16 protein-coding genes are annotated in these 18941 nt (G+C 69.5%); 8 read left to right on the top strand and 8 right to left on the bottom strand.

What is annotated here, in order from left to right:
• Window positions 1-98: 98 nt before the first annotated feature.
• A complete protein-coding gene (locus tag J116_RS14115) occupies window positions 99-890 on the top strand; it encodes an RNA-binding protein (RefSeq protein ID WP_235617346.1) in 792 nt (263 codons plus the stop codon).
• Between the two features lie 90 nt (window positions 891-980).
• On the opposite strand, the gene dnaB is transcribed toward J116_RS14115, so the two are convergent.
• The gene (dnaB, locus tag J116_RS14110) at window positions 981-2486 is read right to left on the bottom strand and encodes a replicative DNA helicase (RefSeq protein WP_023587714.1); all 1506 of its coding nucleotides are present in this window, start codon (window positions 2484-2486) and stop codon (window positions 981-983) included.
• A gap of 423 nt (window positions 2487-2909) precedes the next feature.
• Here dnaB and J116_RS14105 point away from each other — a divergent pair, with 423 nt between their 5' ends.
• On the top strand, window positions 2910-4247 hold the full coding sequence (locus J116_RS14105) for an MATE family efflux transporter (protein WP_023587713.1): 1338 nt from the start codon (window positions 2910-2912) through the stop codon (window positions 4245-4247).
• A 203-nt stretch (window positions 4248-4450) separates the two neighbouring features.
• Here the strand turns inward: J116_RS14105 and rplI are convergent, their stop codons facing one another.
• From rplI to rpsF, 4 genes are all read right to left on the bottom strand, one after another.
• Window positions 4451-4897: a 50S ribosomal protein L9 gene (gene rplI / locus J116_RS14100; protein ID WP_023587712.1), complete on the bottom strand. Its 447-nt coding sequence runs from the start codon at window positions 4895-4897 to the stop codon at window positions 4451-4453.
• Between the two features lie 17 nt (window positions 4898-4914).
• Window positions 4915-5151: a 30S ribosomal protein S18 gene (gene rpsR, locus J116_RS14095; RefSeq protein WP_005315025.1), complete on the bottom strand. Its 237-nt coding sequence runs from the start codon at window positions 5149-5151 to the stop codon at window positions 4915-4917.
• A 44-nt stretch (window positions 5152-5195) separates the two neighbouring features.
• Window positions 5196-5783, bottom strand: a complete 588-nt coding sequence (locus J116_RS14090) for a single-stranded DNA-binding protein (protein ID WP_023587711.1) — start codon at window positions 5781-5783, stop codon at window positions 5196-5198.
• Between the two features lie 75 nt (window positions 5784-5858).
• A complete protein-coding gene (gene rpsF / locus J116_RS14085) occupies window positions 5859-6149 on the bottom strand; it encodes a 30S ribosomal protein S6 (protein WP_023587710.1) in 291 nt (96 codons plus the stop codon).
• A 294-nt stretch (window positions 6150-6443) separates the two neighbouring features.
• On the opposite strand from rpsF, the gene J116_RS14080 reads away from it, so the two are divergent.
• The 3 genes from J116_RS14080 to J116_RS14070 all read left to right on the top strand — a co-directional run bounded on the left by J116_RS14080 (window position 6444) and on the right by J116_RS14070 (window position 9149).
• On the top strand, window positions 6444-6758 hold the full coding sequence (locus J116_RS14080; RefSeq protein ID WP_023587709.1) for a hypothetical protein: 315 nt from the start codon (window positions 6444-6446) through the stop codon (window positions 6756-6758).
• A 153-nt stretch (window positions 6759-6911) separates the two neighbouring features.
• Window positions 6912-8030 (top strand): lipid II:glycine glycyltransferase FemX, encoded by a 1119-nt coding sequence (locus J116_RS14075; RefSeq protein WP_023587708.1) that lies wholly within the window; start codon window positions 6912-6914, stop codon window positions 8028-8030.
• A gap of 87 nt (window positions 8031-8117) precedes the next feature.
• Window positions 8118-9149: an alanine racemase gene (locus J116_RS14070; RefSeq protein ID WP_023587707.1), complete on the top strand. Its 1032-nt coding sequence runs from the start codon at window positions 8118-8120 to the stop codon at window positions 9147-9149.
• Window positions 9150-9233: 84 nt separating this feature from the next.
• Here J116_RS14070 and J116_RS14065 read toward each other — a convergent pair whose 3' ends face one another.
• Together J116_RS14065 and J116_RS14060 are read right to left on the bottom strand one after the other, a co-directional pair.
• Entirely contained in the window at window positions 9234-10748 is a 1515-nt protein-coding gene (locus tag J116_RS14065; protein WP_028964039.1) for a glycosyltransferase family 87 protein, read from the bottom strand.
• 306 nt (window positions 10749-11054) lie between these two features.
• Window positions 11055-13823, bottom strand: coding sequence for a transglycosylase domain-containing protein (locus J116_RS14060; RefSeq protein ID WP_028964038.1), 2769 nt, complete (start codon window positions 13821-13823; stop codon window positions 11055-11057).
• 358 nt (window positions 13824-14181) lie between these two features.
• Here J116_RS14060 and J116_RS14055 point away from each other — a divergent pair, with 358 nt between their 5' ends.
• From J116_RS14055 to J116_RS14045, 3 genes are all read left to right on the top strand, one after another.
• A complete protein-coding gene (locus J116_RS14055) occupies window positions 14182-14871 on the top strand; it encodes a PadR family transcriptional regulator (RefSeq protein WP_023587703.1) in 690 nt (229 codons plus the stop codon).
• A 50-nt stretch (window positions 14872-14921) separates the two neighbouring features.
• Window positions 14922-16004 carry an inositol-3-phosphate synthase gene (locus J116_RS14050; RefSeq protein ID WP_023587702.1) on the top strand — a complete coding sequence of 361 codons (1083 nt, stop codon included), beginning with the start codon at window positions 14922-14924 and terminating at the stop codon, window positions 16002-16004.
• Between the two features lie 110 nt (window positions 16005-16114).
• Window positions 16115-17371, top strand: a complete 1257-nt coding sequence (locus J116_RS14045; RefSeq protein WP_023587701.1) for an MFS transporter — start codon at window positions 16115-16117, stop codon at window positions 17369-17371.
• 86 nt (window positions 17372-17457) lie between these two features.
• Here the strand turns inward: J116_RS14045 and J116_RS14040 are convergent, their stop codons facing one another.
• Window positions 17458-18900 (bottom strand): CCA tRNA nucleotidyltransferase, encoded by a 1443-nt coding sequence (locus J116_RS14040; RefSeq protein WP_023587700.1) that lies wholly within the window; start codon window positions 18898-18900, stop codon window positions 17458-17460.
• Window positions 18901-18941 lie beyond the last annotated feature (41 nt).

Genomic DNA, 18941 nt, shown 5'->3' with positions numbered 1-18941 from the left:
AGGCGGTCGCTGCCTTCGCCGAGGGCACCGGAGTCGATCACCTGGCCGTACGGGAACCACAGATCCCGTCCTTCGCGCACTCCGGTCTGGAGCCTGCTGTGCACGGCTTCGGGTTGGATGGGCTCCTTCCTGCCGGCCCCACCGGTTTTCACGACGGGACCGAAGTGCCGCTGGAAACCGGGCTGGAGTTGGTGCGGGCCATGTTGCGCGACTACGGCGCCTGGTGCCGACTGGAAGCGGAAGGCGCGTTCGCGGTCCATGTGGGATGGGACCAGTACCTCTACATCAGCAGCAGCCGCCCCTGCGAGGAAGCGTTGGCCCGCAGCCGGGAGCTCGGACTGTTCCCAGAACGCCTGGACGCCTCCCCGTACGCCTTCGAGGCCGAGGAGGAGGATGAGGTCATCCAGCGGCCCGGCGATGACGGCTTCTGGGCCGACCTGCACAGGGCAGTCGCCACCGGCCGTGCAGGAATGCTGGAGGAGACGTATCTCGAAGGTGCCTCACGATGGCACCGTCTCACGAGCCACACCCTCGATGCCGTTCGCGTGGGACTGGCTCCCCGTGCCCGTCTCGCCGTCTGGCCGTCCCTGTCCACCGACATCGAGGCCGTCCTGAGAGCCCTGCCCGCTGAGGGCCTCATCGAAGGCGTGTGGCAAGACGACGACGGCGACATTCGCAGCGCCATCGCCGACGAGGCGGAGTTCCCCGAACTGACCGCCCGGCTGTCCCGGGCTCATGCCGCCGCGCTCCTGTCGGTATACGCGGGTGAGCGTGTGGCTCTGTGCACTGCTGTCATGCCCGACAACGACGGCGTCGTACGGGCTCGTTGGCGAACCGAGCCGACGCCCGGCGACCGCGACTGGGCGTTTCGTCAGCGGGTGGTCCGGTGATGTCGTATACGACATCGGTACGACACGGCCTGCGAGATCACGACACCATCCGCCTCCCGATCAGGTCTGCGGCGAACAGCTTTTCACCGATCAGGTCTGGGCCATGTCGACGAAGCGGGAGTAGTGGCCCTGGAAGGCGACCGTGATGGTGGCCGTGGGGCCGTTTCGGTGCTTGGCCACGATGAGGTCCGCCTCGCCGGCGCGCGGGGACTCCTTCTCGTACGCGTCCTCGCGGTGCAGCAGGATCACCATGTCCGCGTCCTGCTCGATCGAGCCGGACTCTCGCAGGTCGGACACCATGGGCTTCTTGTCCGTGCGCTGCTCGGGGCCTCGGTTCAGCTGCGACAGGGCGATGACCGGGATCTCCAGCTCCTTCGCGAGGAGCTTGAGGTTACGGGACATGTCCGAGACCTCCTGCTGGCGGCTCTCGGCGCGGCGGGAGCCGCCGGACTGCATCAGCTGGAGGTAGTCGATGACGACGAGCTTGAGGTTGTTCCGCTGCTTCAGGCGGCGGCACTTGGCGCGGATCTCCATCATCGACAGGTTCGGCGAGTCGTCGATGTACAGCGGGGCCTGGGAGACGTCCGGCATGCGCCGGGCCAACCGCGTCCAGTCCTCGTCGGTCATCGTCCCGGACCGCATGTGGTGCAGCGCCACCCGCGCCTCGGCGGACAGCAGACGCATCGCGATCTCGTTGCGGCCCATTTCCAGGGAGAAGATGACGCTCGGCAGGTTGTGCTTGATCGAGCAGGCGCGGGCGAAGTCCAGCGCCAGGGTGGACTTGCCCATGGCGGGACGGGCCGCGATGACGATCATCTGGCCGGGGTGGAGGCCGTTGGTGAGGGAGTCGAAGTCGGTGAAGCCGGTGGGGACACCGGTCATCTCGCCGCTGCGGGAGCCGATCGCCTCGATCTCGTCGAGGGCGCCCTCCATGATGTCGCTCAGCGGGAGGTAGTCCTCGCTGGTGCGCTGCTCCGTGACGGCGTAGATCTCGGCCTGGGCCTGGTTGACGATCTCGTCCACGTCGCCGTCGGCCGCGTACCCCATCTGCGTGATCTTGGTGCCGGCCTCCACGAGACGGCGCAGCACGGCGCGCTCGTGGACGATCTCCGCGTAGTACGAGGCGTTGGCCGCCGTCGGTACGGACTGCACCAGGGTGTGGAGGTACGACGCGCCGCCCACCCGGGTGATCTCGCCGCGCTTGGTGAGTTCGGCGCCCACGGTGATGGGGTCGGCCGGCTCGCCCTTGGCGTAGAGGTCCAGGATGGCCGTGTAGATCGTCTCGTGGGCCGGACGGTAGAAGTCGTGGCCCTTGAGGATCTCCACGACGTCCGCGATGGCGTCCTTGGACAGCAGCATGCCGCCGAGCACGGACTGCTCGGCGTCGAGGTCCTGCGGGGGTACGCGCTCGAAGCCGCCGGCGCCGCTGTCCCAGGGGCCGCTCTCGCTGCCCCGCTCGTGCTGGTCCTCGCGTCCCCGGCCGCGGCCGCCCCGGCTGCCCACAGGGGCTTCGGCACCGCGCTGGCGTGAGACGGGCAAGCGGTCGCTCGGGCCACTGTCGGTCCAGGGGTCGTCCAAGGGCTCCGGAATGGTCACCGGCCCACCTCCTCCCGTCCGCACCGCGGACCTTGCCGTGTCACATTTCTACGCCACGGCTCTGACAATCAAGAGGCACCAACTTCACCTCGCGGCACGTCGGGCGCCGGACCACGGTAGGCCCGCGGGCAGCATCAGCCAATCTGGTTATCCACAGGGCCTGTGGGTGAACGCCCCGATGCTGTGGAGAACCTGCCGGAACCTGTGCACGGACCGGGGGACAGCCGTGTGGACAAACTCATAGCACCGCCCACAGAGCCCCCCTGACCTGCACCTTTTCCGTCCACGGGCTGTGGGGGAGAAAAAGTTTCCACACAGACCCAAGATCCGCACAAACAGCGCAGGCCCCGTCCGCCGGAGCATCATCGAGTAAGGACTGATCCGCGATTGCGTCTCTTACCTGTGGACGATTAGATTGAGCCCATGACCCAGGCTGACCCGGCACCCGCGAACACTCGCCGCTCCCATGACCGCGAGATCCTCACCCTCGCCGTCCCGGCGTTCGGCGCTCTCGTCGCCGAGCCCCTCTTCGTGCTCGTGGACAGCGCGGTCGTCGGCCATCTCGGCACCCCCCAGCTGGCCGGCCTGGGAGTCGCCGCGGCCCTGCTGTCCACAGCGGTCAGCGTCTTCGTCTTCCTCGCCTACGCCACGACCGCGGCCGTCGCGCGGCGCGTCGGCGCGGGAGATCTCCCCGCCGCCATCCGCCAGGGCATGGACGGCATCTGGCTCGCCCTCCTCCTCGGCCTGGCCGTCGTCGCGGTCACCCTGCCGACCGCCCCCTGGGTGGTCGAGGCGTTCGGGGCGTCCGGCACCGCCGCGCCGCACGCCGCCACGTACCTGAGGATCTCCAGCCTCGGCATACCGGCCATGCTCATCGTGCTCGCCGCCACCGGAGTCCTCCGCGGCCTCCAAGACACCAGGACGCCCCTGTACGTCGCGGTGGCCGGGTTCAGCGCGAACGCCGCCCTCAGCGTGGCACTGGTCTACGGCGCCGGCCTCGGGATCGCCGGATCCGCCTGGGGCACCGTCATCGCCCAGTGCGGCATGGCGCTCGCGTACCTCGTCGTGGTCGTCCGCGGCGCCCGCCGCCACGGGGCCTCGCTCCGCCCCGACGCGGCCGGTATCCGGGCCAGCGCCCAGGCCGGTGTCCCCCTCCTCATCCGCACGCTCTCCCTGCGCGCCGTGCTGATGATCGCGACCGCCATCGCCGCCCGGCTGGGTGACGTGCCGGTGGCCGCCCACCAGATCATCCTGTCGCTGTGGAGCCTGATGGCCTTCGCACTCGACGCCATCGCCATCGCGGGCCAGGCCATCATCGGCCGCTATCTGGGCGCGGGCGACACGGACGGTGCCCGTGCGGTCTGCCGCCGCATGGTGCAGTGGGGCATCGCCTCCGGTGTCGTCCTGGGCGTCCTGGTCGTCGCCGCACGGCCCCTCTTCATCCCGCTCTTCACGGACGACCACGCCGTGCGGGACACCCTCCTCGCCGCGCTTCTGGTCGTGGCGCTCTCCCAGCCGATCGCCGGAGTGGTGTTCGTCCTGGACGGCGTCCTGATGGGCGCGGGCGACGGCCCCTATCTGGCGGGCGCGATGGTGGTCACGCTGGCGGTGTTCGCCCCGGTCGCCCTGCTCGTGCCCGCACTCGGGGGCGGGCTCACGGCCCTGTGGTGGGCGATGACCCTGATGATGACCACGCGCATGGTGACGCTCTGGCTGCGGATGCGCTCCGGCCGCTGGCTGGTCACCGGGGCCACCCGCTGACCGTGCCTCCGCGGGGTTTCGCGTGGAACCAACCGTCTCGGCGTAGAGCACCCAAAGGACCCCACAACCACATGCGCCGCTTCGCGCGAGCCAGGATGCGTTTCACGTAAAACGTGACGGAGGCGCGTTTCACGTGAAACATGACGAAGGGCCGCACCCGAGTGGGTGCGGCCCTTCAGCGCTCAGCTCTGCGAAGGCAGTGCTCAGGCAGCGACGACCTCGACACCGAGGTTCGCGGCGACCTCGGGGTGCAGACGCACGGACACCTGGTGCGAGCCCAGGGTCTTGATCGGCGCACCGAGCTCGACACGGCGCTTGTCCACGTCCGGGCCACCGGCGGACTTGATCGCCGAGGCGATGTCAGCCGGGGTGACGGAACCGAAGAGACGGCCGGCGTCGCCGGAGCGAACGGCCAGGCGCACCTTGACGGACTCGAGCTGGGCCTTGATCTGGTTGGCCTGCTCGATCGTGGCGATCTCGTGGATCTTGCGGGCGCGGCGGATCTGCGCCACGTCCTTCTCGCCACCCTTGGTCCAGCGGATCGCGAAACCGCGCGGGACCAGGTAGTTGCGAGCGTAGCCGTCCTTGACGTCGACGACGTCGCCGGCCGCACCGAGGCCGGTGACCTCGTGGGTAAGGATGATCTTCATTAGTAGGTCACCCTTCCTTATCGCGCGGTGGACGTGTAGGGCAGCAGCGCCATCTCACGGCTGTTCTTGACGGCCGTGGCGACGTCACGCTGGTGCTGCGTGCAGTTGCCGGTCACGCGACGGGCACGGATCTTGCCGCGGTCGGAAATGAACTTCCGCAGCATGTTCGTGTCCTTGTAGTCCACGTACGCGGTCTTGTCCTTGCAGAACGCGCAGACCTTCTTCTTAGGCTTGCGCACAGGCGGCTTCGCCATGGTGTTTCTCCTGTGTGATCAAGAAGTGGGGTACGAACCCGGCCCTAGAAGGGGGGCTCGTCCGAGTAGCCGCCGCCGGAGCTGCCGCCCCAGCCGCCCTGGCCGCCGCCCTGCTGGCCGCCGGCCGGCGCGCTGGAGGCCCAGGGGTCCTCGGCGGGAGCGCCGCCGCCACCCTGCTGGCCGCCCGGGGCACCGCCCCAGCCGCCCTGGCCACCCTGGCCGCCCTGGCCGCCCTGGCCGCCGCCGTAGCCACCCTGACCACCGCGGCCGGCGGTCTTGGTGACCTTGGCCGTGGCGTTCTTGAGGCTCGGACCGACTTCCTCGACGTCCAGCTCGAAGACCGTGCGCTTGACGCCCTCGCGGTCCTCGTAGGACCGCTGCTTCAGCCGGCCCTGCACGATGACGCGCATGCCCCGCTGGAGCGACTCGGCGACGTTCTCCGCCGCCTGGCGCCAGACCGAGCAGGTCAGGAACAGGCTCTCGCCGTCCTTCCACTCATTCGTCTGACGATCGAAGGTGCGGGGGGTGGACGCGACACGGAACTTCGCGACCGCCGCACCGGAAGGGGTGAAGCGCAGCTCGGGGTCGTCGACAAGATTGCCGACGACCGTGATGACGGTCTCGCCTGCCATGGGGAACCTCTCGGCGGGTTTGCTTCTGGCTGCTTGCTGCTGCTACTCGGACCCGATGACCAGTGAGCGGAAAGCTCAGCGGGTCTCGGGGCGGAGGACCTTGGTCCGGAGGACCGACTCGTTCAGGTTCATCTGGCGGTCGAGCTCCTTGACGACCGCAGGCTCGGCCTGCAGGTCGATGACCGAGTAGATGCCCTCGGGCTTCTTCTTGATCTCGTAAGCGAGACGACGACGGCCCCAGGTGTCGACCTTCTCGACCTTTCCGTTGCCCTCACGGACGACGGAGAGGAAGTTCTCGATCAGCGGGGAGACAGCGCGCTCCTCGAGATCGGGGTCGAGGATGACCATCACCTCGTAGTGACGCATGTGGAACCCACCTCCTTTGGACTCAGCGGCCACGGTCGTTCCGTGGCAGGAGGGTCGTGATGCGTACGCAACGGTAGTCGTGCCCACTGACAACGGCCGCGGACGACGGACCAGGGACTGGCGCGAACCAGGACTGGCGCGTTTCCGGGCATGGGAAGACACCGGTGCAGACCGTCCAGAGTACCCGCACAGCGGCTTCCGGTTGAAATCCGGTGGTCAGGGGGCGCAATCTGGACACATCGGGTCCGGGCGGCGCTGCAGTGCGCCGCCCTCCGGCAAGCCAGGAGGTGCCTCATGGCTCAGGCATTCCAGCGTCATCGCTCCTCTTCCCTCTTCGCCACGGACGGCAAGCCCCATCCGCTCCAGGACACCCTGATGGCCGTGACCCTGGCCCTGGGTGTGCTCGCCTTCGTCACGGCGCAGTTCCACAGCCTCCACCTGGTCGCCTCGTGGGCCGGGCTCATCGGCATCATCACGGGCGCCTACGGCCAGTTCGTCTCCGTGACCACCCGGGAGAGGACGTTCCTGATCATCGGTCTCGGCGCCTCGGCGGTCGGCTTCTTCCTCGGAATGGCCCGTGGCGGTCTGTTCGGCGGTGTGATCGGCTAGCCCTGCCGGTGGGGCCTGTCGTCCGGATCAGCCGAAAGACCCGGAAGACAGGCCCCAGGCCCAGCCGGGGCGCTCCCCCGTGCCAGTAGGCTTCGGCGCGAGAGCTGGAACCCCTGTACCGATGGGGGACATACCTGCCGAGGAGCGCCCCGCATGAGCCTGACCCTGAGGACCATCAGCCGAGAGCAGCATCTGGCGTACATCCAGAGCCTTCCGGCGGCGAGTCACTGCCAGGTTCCGGCGTGGGCCGACGTCAAGACCGAGTGGCGCTCGGAGAACCTGGGCTGGTTCGACCGGAACAACCAGCTCGTGGGCGTCGGCCTGGTGCTGTACCGCCAGCTGCCGAAGATCAAGCGGTACCTGGCCTACCTGCCCGAGGGCCCGGTGATCAACTGGTACGCGCCGAACCTGGACGACTGGCTCCAGCCGATGCTCCAGCACCTGAAGAACCAGGGCGCGTTCTCGGTCAAGATGGGCCCCCCGGTCGTGATCCGCCGCTGGGACGCGCCGGCCATCAAGTCCGGCATCCAGGACCCCGAGGTGAAGCGCCTGCGCGACATCGAGGCGACGCACATCGAGCCGCGCGCCTTCGAGGTGTCGGACCGGCTGCGCAAGATGGGCTGGCAGCAGGGTGAGGACGGCGGCGCCGGCTTCGGCGACGTGCAGCCCCGCTACGTCTTCCAGGTCCCGCTGGCCAACCGCTCCCTGGACGACGTCCTCAAGGGCTTCAACCAGCTGTGGCGGCGGAACATCAAGAAGGCCGAGAAGGCCGGTGTCGAGGTCGTCCAGGGCGGCTACGAGGACCTGGCCGAGTGGCAGCGGCTGTACGAGATCACGGCCGTCCGGGACCGTTTCCGGCCGCGCCCGCTGTCGTACTTCCAGCGCATGTGGACCGTCCTCAACAACGAGGACCCCAACCGGATGCGCCTCTACTTCGCGCGGCACAACGGCGTGAACCTGTCCGCAGCGACGATGCTCGTGGTCGGCGGGCACGTCTGGTACTCGTACGGCGCGTCGGACAACATCGGCCGTGAGGTCCGCCCGTCGAACGCCATGCAATGGCGCATGCTGCGCGACGCCTACGCCATGGGCGCGACCGTGTACGACCTGCGCGGCATCTCGGACTCGCTCGACGAGAGCGACCACCTCTTCGGCCTGATCCAGTTCAAGGTGGGCACGGGCGGCGAGGCCGTCGAGTACATCGGCGAGTGGGACTTCCCGCTCAACAAGCTGCTGCACAAGGCGCTGGACATCTACATGTCGCGGCGCTGACCCGGCGGCGGTTCCGTACGCTCGTACACGTCTCGCACATCTCACCCATCCCGACACCCACAGCCAGAGAAAGGGTCCGGACCGGCCATGGCGCTCACCCTGTACGTCGACACCGCTCGTTGGCGGGCGCATCAGAAGTCCGTGATCGACCAGTTCCCCGGGATCATCCCCGTCTGCAAGGGCAATGGCTACGGTTTCGGCCACGAGCGCCTCGCGGAAGAGGTGAACCGCTTCGGCGCCGACATGCTCGCGGTCGGCACCACGTACGAGGCGGCCCGGATGAAGGACTGGTTCGGTGGCGACCTGCTGGTGCTGACGCCGTTCCGGCGGGGTGAGGAGCCGGTGCCGCTGCCGGACCGGGTGATCCGCTCCGTGTCGTCCGTCGACGGGGTGCACGCCCTGGTCGGCGCGCGCGTGGTCATCGAGTGCATGAGCTCGATGAAGCGGCACGGCATCGGCGAGCACGAGCTGGCGCAGCTGCACGCCGCGATCGAGGACGTGCGCCTGGAGGGCTTCGCCCTGCACCTGCCGCTGGACCGCACGGACGGCTCGGACGCCGTCGAGGAGGTCATCGGCTGGATGGACCGGCTGCGGGCCGCCCGGCTGCCGCTGCACACGATGTTTGTCAGCCACATGCGGGCGGAGGAGCTGGCGCGCCTTCAGCAGCAGTTCCCGCAGACCCGGTTCCGCGCGCGCATCGGTACGCGGCTGTGGCTGGGAGACCACGAGGCGACGGAGTACCGGGGCGCTGTCCTGGACGTCACCCGCGTCTCCAAGGGCGACCGGTTCGGCTACCGGCAGCAGCGGGCGGCGTCCGACGGCTGGCTGGTCGTCGTCGCCGGCGGCACGTCGCACGGGGTGGGCCTGGAGGCCCCGAAGGCCATGCACGGCGTGATGCCGCGCGCGAAGGGCGTGGCCCGCGCCGGTCTGGCCACGGTCAACCGGAACCTGTCCCCGTTCGTGTGGGCGGGCAAGCAGCGCTGGTTCGCGGAGCCGCCGCACATGCAGGTGTCGATCCTGTTCGTCCCGGCGGACGCGCAGGAGCCGCAGGTCGGCGACGAGCTGGTCGCCCACCTGCGGCACACGACGACGCAGTACGACCGGCTCGTGGACCGCTAGGACCAGCCCGTACGGAACCGTGGGCTCCGCATCGCCGTGGCGACGCGGGGCCCATCTGTGTCCCGCCCTGGCGGGCGCCGCCCGCTATACGGCGCCTTCCGCCCGCCGCGCCGCCGTCGCCGCCCCCGCGGGCCCGCCCCGCTGCTCCACCCGTGCCTCCCGTCCCGCCCGTGCCGCCCGGCCGACCGTGAAGACGTCCTCCGCGCCGTCGAGGACGCCGCCGGACGGGTCGTCCGAGCCGTCGAGCCGTACGCTGTCCCGCCCCGGGCGCAGGACGTCCCGCACGACCATGGCGCACAGGTACAGCGTCCCCGCCAGGTGCAGGGCGATCGCCAGGTGGTAGCCGTCCTGTGGCAGGCCCTGCTTGTGCTCGGTGGTGACGTAGACGAGGTACATCCAGATGCCGAGGAAGTACGCCACCTCGCAGGCCTGCCACACGAGGAAGCTCCGCCAGCGCGGCCGGGCTAGCGCCGCGAGCGGGATCAGCCACAGCACGTACTGCGGCGAGTAGACCTTGTTGGTCAGGATGAACGCCGCCACGACGAGGAACGCCAGCTGCGCGAAGCGCGGGCGGCGCGGCGCTGCCAGCGCCAGCGCGGCGATCCCGGCGCACGCCAGGAGCATCAGGACGCTCGCGGCCGTGTTGACCGTCTCGATCCGCACGTCGAGGCCGAAGCGCTGGCTGAGGATCAGCCAGAAGGAGCCGAAGTCCACGCTGCGCTCCTGGCTGAAGACGTAGAACCGCTTCCAGCCCTCCGGGGCGAGCACCATGACGGGCAGGTTCACCACCAGCCACGCGCCCGCGGTGCCCAGCAGGGCCACGGCGAACTCCCGCCACTTCCCGGCCCGCCAGCACAGCACCAGCAGCGGTCCGAGCAGCAGGAACGGGTAGAGCTTCGCGGCCGTGGCGAGGCCCAGCAGCACACCGAACGCCAGGGCGCGGCCCCGGCTCCACATCAGCATCGCCGCGGCGGTCAGGGCAATGGCGAGCAGGTCCCAGTTGATGGTCGCGGTCAGCGCGAAGGCCGGTGCGAGGGCGACCAGCAGGGCGTCCCACGGCCGCCTCCGGTGGGTCCGCGCGACGCAGACTGCGATGACCGCGGTGCAGACGAGCAGCATGCCCGCGTTGACCATCCAGTACATCTGCTCCCGCTGCTGAAGGTCCCCGAAGCCGGGCGTCAGCCACGCCGCGACCTGCATGAACAGGCCGGTGAGCACCGGGTACTCCAGGTACTGCATGTCGCCGGGGATCCGGTCGAAGTACGGGATGAGCCCGTCGGAGAAGCCGCGCGCCACGAACAGGTGCGGGATGTCCGAGTAGCAGGCGTGGGTGTACTGGGACGCGGCACCGCGGAACCAGGCCCAGTTGTAGCAGGGCAGTTTCTGCACCATGCCGAGGGCGAACACGCCGATGGCGACCAGCGCGACGACCCGTACGGGCGTGAGCACGTCGATGCCGAGCCGGGCGCGGCGGCCTACGGGGCCGCCGATCACCTCGCTGCCCGCGGCGGCGACCTCGTCCTCGCGGGTGGGGCACACGACGGGCCGCCGGTCGTGGGGGACGCTCGTGTTCGCTGGCGTCTGCTGTGGGCTCGGCATGGGGGACATCCTGCCGTACGGGCCGGAAGGGCGGCGCGGACCGCCGGTCGTACGGACGTGGAACGCGGTGAGGCGGGCGCTCTCATACCTGCCGAGGCAGGCGGCGAGGCAGGCGCTCTCGTACCTGCAAGGGCAGCGGCGGGGCAGCCGCTCTCGTACGCGGCGAGGAACGGGCCGGGGCAAGCCGCTCTCGTACGTGCCGGGAGAGCGGCGAGGGCCGCCGCACCCGGTGTACGCGCGCGTGGTGCGCGTACGGGGTGCGACGGCCCTCATCACGGTCGGGGCCCCGCGGGCGGACGTGCGGCGCTAGCCGTTCGTGCCGCCCCACCAGCCGCTTGCGCCGCTGTCGCCTCCGCCTCCACCGTTACCGCTGTTGCCGTTCCCTCCGGTCTCCGGCGACGGACTGGTCTCGCCGCCCGTCGTGGTACCGCCCTCGGTGAGGCCGCCGTCGCCGCCGGTGGTCGTGCCTCCGCTGTCGGTGCCGTCCGTCGTACCACCGTCGGCGGTGCCGCCCGAGGCGGTCTCGCAATCCCAGTCGAACGGGCTGCAGGACTTGTCCGGCTTGCCCGGCTTCTCCTCTTCCTCGGACTTGCTGGGCGAGGGCGACGGGGAGGTGGACGGCGACGCGGACGGCGACGGCTCCTCGCTCGGCGTCGGCTCGGGGCTCTTCGCACCGCCGCCGTACACGGGCTCGGCGTCCAGCTTCTCCGGGGCGGGGAACTGCTTGACCGGCTTCCCCTTGTGGGCCTCGGTCATGTACGCCTTCCAGATCTCGGACGGGAAGGACGAGCCGTGGACCTTCTCACGGCCACCCGTGCCGAACATCTCCTCGAACTTGCGGTTCTTGTTCGCGGCGTTGTCGTCCAGGCGGTACATGTCGATCGCCGTCACCAGCTGCGGGGTGTACCCGACGAACCAGGCCGACTTGTTGCCGTCCGTGGTACCGGTCTTGCCCGCGGCGGGGCGGTCGGGGAGGCGGGCCTTCTTGCCGGTGCCCTTCTCCACGACGTCGACGAGCACGTCGGTGATGTTGCTGCTGACGGCGGTCGAGAACGCGCGCTCGGCCTTGTCCTCGTGCTTGTAGATGACGACGCCGTTCTTCTTCACCTCGGTGACCGAGTACGGGTCCCGCTGCTCGCCGTTGGACGCGAAGGTCCCGTAGGCGGCGGCCATGCGGATGGCGCTCGGGTCGGAGATGCCGATGGAGAACGACGGGACGTTGCCCTTGGCGAGGGTGCTCTCCAAAAGGCCCGCCTTGATGGCCGTGTCCCGGACCTGCTCGATGCCGATGTCCATGCCGAGCTGCACGAACGGGGAGTTCGCCGAGTGGATCATCGCCTCGCGCAGGTCGATGTCCGGGTAGTCCTTGTCGTCGTCGTTGACCTGGAGCCACTCCTTGTTGTTCTCGTCGCGCCAGATCGTGCCGTCGTAGTTGCGGATCTTCAGCTTGTTCTTGCCGCTGTAGATCGCCGTGTCGGGGTCGATGATGGTGCGGCTCTCAGGCCCCTGGTCCTCACCCTTGTTCCGGTCCCTCACGCCGTGGGTCATGCCCGCGGCGAGCACGAACGGCTTGAACGTCGAACCGACCTGCGCACCCGTCTGGTCGGCGTTGTTCGTGAAGTGCTTGGTCGCGTCCTGACCGCCGTAGATGGCGACGATCGCGCCGGTCGCCGGATCGACGGAGGCCCCGCCGAACTGGACGTGGGTGTCGGTCTTGGGACGCTTCGCCGGGTCGATGTGCTTGGCGTAGACGTCCTTGATGGTTTTCTCGAGGGCGTCGACCTTCTTCTTGTCGAAGGTCGTCCTGATCTCGTAACCGCCCTTGGACAGGTCCTCGGCGGTGATCCCCTGGTCGTTGTTGTTGATGAAGTACGCCTTGGCGAGGTCGACCAGGTAGCCGATCTGCCCACCCAGCTTCGCCTGCTTCTGCAGCGGCCCGGGGTCCGGGAAGTCCGTGAGCGTGGCCCGCTTGGCCGCGTCCAGCCTCCCGTCCTTCACCATCTCGTCGAGGATCCAGTTCCAGCGGTCGGTCGCACGCTTGAGGTTGGCCTCCGGGGTCGCCTTGGGGTCGATCTCCCGAGCACCGGCGGGGTCGTAGTACGTGGAGCCCTTGAGCAGGGAGGCGAGAAACGCACACTGCTGGACGTTGAGGTCCTTGGCGTCCACGCCGTAGTACGTGCGCGCCGCGGCCTGGATGCCGTACGCGCCCCGCCCGAAGTACGAGGTGTTCAGGTACCCCCGCATGATCTCCTTCTTGGACAACTCGGAGTTGACCTTGATGGAGATGAACAGCTCCTTGAACTTCCGGTCCAGCGTCTGCGACTGGTTGTTGAGCCGGTTGTTCTTGACGTACTGCTGGGTGATGGTCGAGCCGCCCTGGGTCTGGCCACCGGTCGCCATGTTGAACAGGGCGCGGCCGATGCCCATCGGGTCGATGCCGGAGTCCGTCCAGAAGGTCTTGTTCTCGGCGGAGACCACGGCGTCCTGCATGGCCTGGGGGATCTCGCTGTAGGCGATGATCTGCCGGTTGACCTCACCACCGGTCGCGGCCATCTGCGAGCCGTCTTCCCAGTAGTAGACGTTGTTCTGCGCCGTGGCCGCCTCGGCCGGGTTCGGCAGCCCCACCATTCCGTAGGCGATCGTCGCGCCGCCCATCGTCAGCGCGATGAAGGAGAGGCAGAGCCCGCTCACGAGCTTCCAGGACGGCACCCAGCGGCGCCAGCCGTACTTGTCGTGACGGGGGTAGTCGATCAGCCGCTTCTTGCCGGGGCCGCCACCGCCGGGCCCGCGACCACCGGGGCCCCGGCCGCCGCCACCGGTGCCGCGGCGGCCACCGCCGTGGCCCCCGGCGCCACCCGCGCCCTCGGCGCCGCGCCGCCGGCTCCCTCGCTGGGCCGCCCGCCGCGCCTCGGCGCGACCGCCGTAGGGCCGCGCCTCGCCGTACGGGTCGGAAGGTGATCCTGTACTGACATCCCGCGCCGGGGCCGACCGGCGGCCAGGCTGCTGGGCAGCGCGCCGGGCCGCGGCGCGGCCGCCACCCTGCGGCTGCGGCGGTTTACGACGGTGCTCGCTCATCGAACGACTACTCCTCGGGCAGGCGATTCACGCCTGGAAGCGGCAGCTGAGTTCCGGTCCCCCCGAAATGGATCGGACGAGCCCTCCGGGCCCGCCCGCCATGCACCCACGACGATGACGTTCCCCCGTCGTCCCGTGGTTCCCGGTGGTATGCATGCCGCACAGACTACGCACGGCCAAAACCGCCCTAGCGGCGAAGTTCCCCCCAAATCAGGCAACTCGCCTACGGCTAATTACCGATGTGACGCCGTTCACGATCGGCCTACTTGTCGGCGCAGTGGTGCCGTTCTATCGTCAGGATGTATCGAGCCGATACATCAGGGCGGCATAACGAGCGACACGGAGGAGGAGGCGGCTGATGAGCAGGCGCTCCGGCATCCTGGAGTTCGCCGTCCTCGGTCTGCTCCGAGAAGCCCCGATGCACGGATACGAGCTGCGCAAGCGGCTCAACACCTCGCTGGGCATCTTCCGCGCCTTCAGTTACGGCACCCTCTACCCCTGCCTCAAGACGCTCGTCGCAAACGGCTGGCTGATCGAGGAGCCGGGCAGCGCCCCCGAGGACGCTCTCGCCGCCTCCCTCTCAGGACGACGCGCGAAGATCGTCTACCGGTTGACCGCCGAAGGTAAGGAACACTTCGAGGAGCTCCTGTCCCACACGGGGCCGGACTCCTGGGAGGACGAGAGCTTCGCGGCCCGCTTCGCCTTCTTCGGGCAGACGGAGCGGGAAGTGCGGATGCGGGTGCTGGAAGGGCGCCGCAGCCGTCTCGAGGAGCGGCTGGAGAAGATGCGCGCCTCGCTGGCGCGCACCCGTGAGCGTCTGGACGACTACACGCTCGAACTCCAGCGGCACGGCATGGAGTCCGTGGAGCGCGAGGTGCGCTGGCTGAACGAGCTCATCGAGAGCGAGCGGGCGGGCCGGGACCAACGGCGGTCCGGTCCGGAGGCGGCGGACCGCGCGGAGCAGGACCAGACATCTGGAGAACCGGGCGGCCTGCCCCGGCACGGGGGCAGTACCCGGCCGGACCCGTCCGACGACACCACCAAGTGAACCCCTGCGCACCGCAGGGGTTCGTCGAGAACAAACAGGGAGCAACCGGAATGGGTTCGGTTCGCGTAGCCATCGTCGGCGTGGGCAACTGCGCCGCCTCGCTGGTGCAGGGCGTCGAGTACTACAAGGACGCCGACCCGGCGGGCAAGGTGCCGGGGCTGATGCACGTCCAGTTCGGCGACTACCACGTGCGGGACGTCGAGTTCGTCGCGGCCTTCGACGTTGACGCGAAGAAGGTGGGCCTGGACCTCGCCGACGCCATCGGCGCCAGCGAGAACAACACCATCAAGATCTGCGACGTGCCGACCACCGGTGTGACGGTCCAGCGCGGCCACACCCTGGACGGTCTCGGCAAGTACTACCGCGAGACCATCGAGGAGTCCGACGCGGAGCCGGTCGACGTCGTCCAGGTCCTCAAGGACCAGCAGGTCGACGTCCTCGTCTGCTACCTGCCGGTGGGTTCCGAGGACGCCGCGAAGTTCTACGCGCAGTGCGCCATCGACGCCAAGGTCGCCTTCGTCAACGCCCTCCCGGTGTTCATCGCGGGCACCAAGGAGTGGGCCGACAAGTTCACCGAGGCCGGTGTGCCGATCGTCGGCGACGACATCAAGTCGCAGGTCGGCGCCACCATCACGCACCGCGTCATGGCGAAGCTGTTCGAGGACCGGGGCGTCGTCCTGGACCGCACGATGCAGCTGAACGTCGGTGGCAACATGGACTTCAAGAACATGCTCGAGCGTGACCGCCTGGAGTCCAAGAAGATCTCCAAGACGCAGGCCGTCACCTCCCAGATCCCCGACCGGGACATGGGCGAGCGCAACGTCCACATCGGCCCGTCCGACTACGTGGCCTGGCTCGACGACCGGAAGTGGGCGTACGTCCGCCTCGAGGGCCGCGCCTTCGGTGACGTCCCGCTGAGCCTGGAGTACAAGCTCGAGGTGTGGGACTCCCCGAACTCGGCGGGTGTCATCATCGACGCCCTGCGCGCCGCGAAGATCGCCAAGGACCGCGGCATCGGCGGTCCGATCCTCTCCGCGTCCTCGTACTTCATGAAGTCCCCGCCGGTCCAGTACTTCGACGACGAGGCCCGCGAGAACGTCGAGAAGTTCATCAAGGGCGAGGTCGAGCGCTAGGACCCACCCGGGAGGGTGGTGACACCCGCCCAAGGGAGGCCCCGCCTCCCGGCGTTGAGGCCCCCGTGGCGTATGCCCGGGGGCCTCACCCGTGTGTGAGGCTTGCTGCCATGCCTGTCGTACGGGATCTGCGCGTACTCCTGCGCCTGAAGAACTTCCGCCGCCTCCTCGCCGTACGACTCCTCTCCCAGGGCGCCGACGGCGTGTACCAGGTGGCGCTCGCCGCGTACGTCGTGTTCTCACCGGAGCGGCAGGCGACCCCCGCCGCGATCGCCTCCGCCATGGCGGTGCTCCTGCTCCCGTACTCCCTCGTCGGCCCGTTCGCCGGAGTGCTGCTCGACCGGTGGCGCCGCCGTCAGGTCCTGCTGTACGGCAACCTGCTGCGGGCGGGCCTCGCGGCGGGCACGGCGCTCCTGATCCTCGCCTCGGTGCCGGACTGGCTCTTCTACACCTCCGCCCTGTCCGTGACGGCCGTCAACCGCTTCGTCCTGGCGGGCCTCTCGGCCGCCCTCCCGCGCGTGGTGGACGCCGACCGGCTGGTGATCGCCAACTCGCTGTCCCCCACCGCCGGTACCCTCGCCGCGGCCGCCGGCGGCGGACTGGCGTTCCTGGTGCGGCTGGTGGCCGCCGACTCCGACGCCGCCGTGGTCCTGCTGGGCGCGGCGCTCTACCTCGCGTCGGCGTTCGCCTCCCTGCGCATGGGCCGCGAGCTGCTCGGCCCCGACCCGGACGTGACCGTGCCGCGGCTCGGCGCGGCGCTCGCCTCGACCGCGCGGGGACTGTGGAGCGGCCTGCGCCATCTGGCGCGACGGCGCCCCGCCGCCCGGGCGCTTGCCGCGATGACACTGGCCCGTTTCTGCTACGGGGCGCTGACCGTGATGGTGCTGATGCTCAGCCGGTACGCGTGGACGTCAGCCGAGTCCGAAGGGCTGGCCCTGCTGGGGCTCGCGGTCGCGGTCTCCGCCGCTGGGTTCTTCACCGCCGCCGTGGTCACCCCGTGGGCGGCCGCCCGGCTGGGCACGGGTGGCTGGATGGCCGTGTGCGCCGGTGCGGCAGCCGTGCTGGAACCCGCCCTGGGCCTGCCTTTCGCCCCGGCGACCACGATGATCGCAGCGTTCGTCCTGGGCTTCACCACCCAGGCGACCAAGATCGCCACCGACACGGTCGTGCAGACGACGGTCGATGACACCTATCGCGGCCGGATCTTCGCCCTCTACGACATGCTCTTCAACGTCGCCTTCGTCGCCGCCGCCGGAGTGGCCGCGCTGATGCTCCCGCCGGACGGCCGCTCGCCTCTGCTGATCCTCGTGATCGCGGGCCTCTACGCGCTCTCCGCGGCCGCGCTCGCACGCTGGCGGCGGGCATGACGAAGGGGCGGTGTTTCACGTGAAACACCGCCCCTCCTCACCGGCTGCCGCGGTCGTGTTTCACGTGAAACACGACGGCCCGGGGCTCAGCTCTGCGTGGCCCACCACTCCTTGAGCGCGGTGACGGCGGCGTCATGCCCCATCGGCCCGTTCTCCAGCCGCAGCTCCAGCAGGAACTTGTACGCGCGGCCCACCGCCGGGCCGGGCCGGATGCCCAGGACCTCCTGGATCTCGTTGCCGTCCAGATCCGGGCGGATGGCGTCCAGCTCCTCCTGCTCCTGGAGCTGGGCGATGCGCTGCTCCAGACCGTCGTACGCGCGGGACAGCGCGCCCGCCTTGCGCTTGTTGCGGGTGGTGCAGTCGGAGCGGGTCAGCTTGTGCAGCCGCGTCAGCAGCGGACCGGCGTCGCGGACGTAGCGCCGGACGGCGGAGTCGGTCCACTCACCCGTGCCGTAGCCGTGGAACCGCAGGTGCAGCTCCACGAGCCGCGAGACGTCCTTGACCATGTCGTTGGAGTACTTCAGCGCGGTCAGCCGCTTCTTGGTCATCTTCGCGCCGACCACCTCGTGGTGGTGGAACGAGACCCGGCCGTCCGGCTCGAAGCGCCGCGTGCGCGGCTTGCCGATGTCGTGGAGGAGCGCGGCGAGCCGCAGCACGAGGTCGGGGCCGTCCTCCTCCAGGTCGACCGCCTGCTCCAGCACGGTCAGGGAGTGCTCGTACACGTCCTTGTGCCGATGGTGCTCGTCGCTCTCCAGGCGCAGCGCGGGAAGCTCGGGCAGCACACGGTCGGCGAGACCGGTGTCCACGAGCAGACTCAGGCCCTTGCGGGGGTGCGCGGAGAGGATCAGCTTGTTCAGCTCGTCCCGGACCCGCTCGGCGGAGACGATGTCGAGCCGCTCGGCCATCTCCGTCATCGCGGCGACGACCTCGGGGGCGACCTCGAAGTCCAGCTGGGCGGCGAAGCGGGCCGCGCGCATCATCCGCAGCGGATCGTCGGAGAAGGACGCCTCCGGGGTACCCGGCGTGCGCAGCACCCGGGCGGCGAGGTCCTCCAGGCCGCCGTGCGGGTCGATGAACTCCTTCTCCGGCAGCGCGACGGCCATCGCGTTGACGGTGAAGTCACGGCGGACGAGGTCCTCCTCGATGGAGTCGCCGTAGGACACCTCGGGCTTGCGCGAGGTGCGGTCGTACGCCTCGGAGCGGTACGTCGTCACCTCGATCTGGTAGCCCTCCTTCTGGGCCCCCACGGTGCCGAACGCGATCCCGACCTCCCAGACCGCCTCCGCCCACGGCCGGACGATCTTCAGTACGTCCTCGGGGCGGGCATCGGTGGTGAAGTCGAGGTCGTTGCCGAGCCTGCCGAGCAGAGCGTCCCGTACCGAACCACCGACCAGGGCGAGGCGGAACCCGGCCTCCTGGAAACGGCGGGCGAGATCGTCGGCGACCGGTGACACGCGCAGCAGCTCACTGACCGCTCGGCGCTGCACCTGGCTCAGGGCATTCGGGTTGTCTTCGTTGGCGTTCGGCACAACAGAACAGGGTACGGGTCCCGGCCACGGGCGGCCTCCCC

It is taken from the genome of Streptomyces thermolilacinus SPC6 (genome assembly GCF_000478605.2).
In the GTDB taxonomy this organism is placed as follows: Bacteria; Actinomycetota; Actinomycetes; order Streptomycetales; family Streptomycetaceae; genus Streptomyces; species Streptomyces thermolilacinus.
The sequence above is the reverse complement of the archived record's forward strand: the minus strand, read 5'-3'. Positions and strand labels throughout refer to the sequence as shown.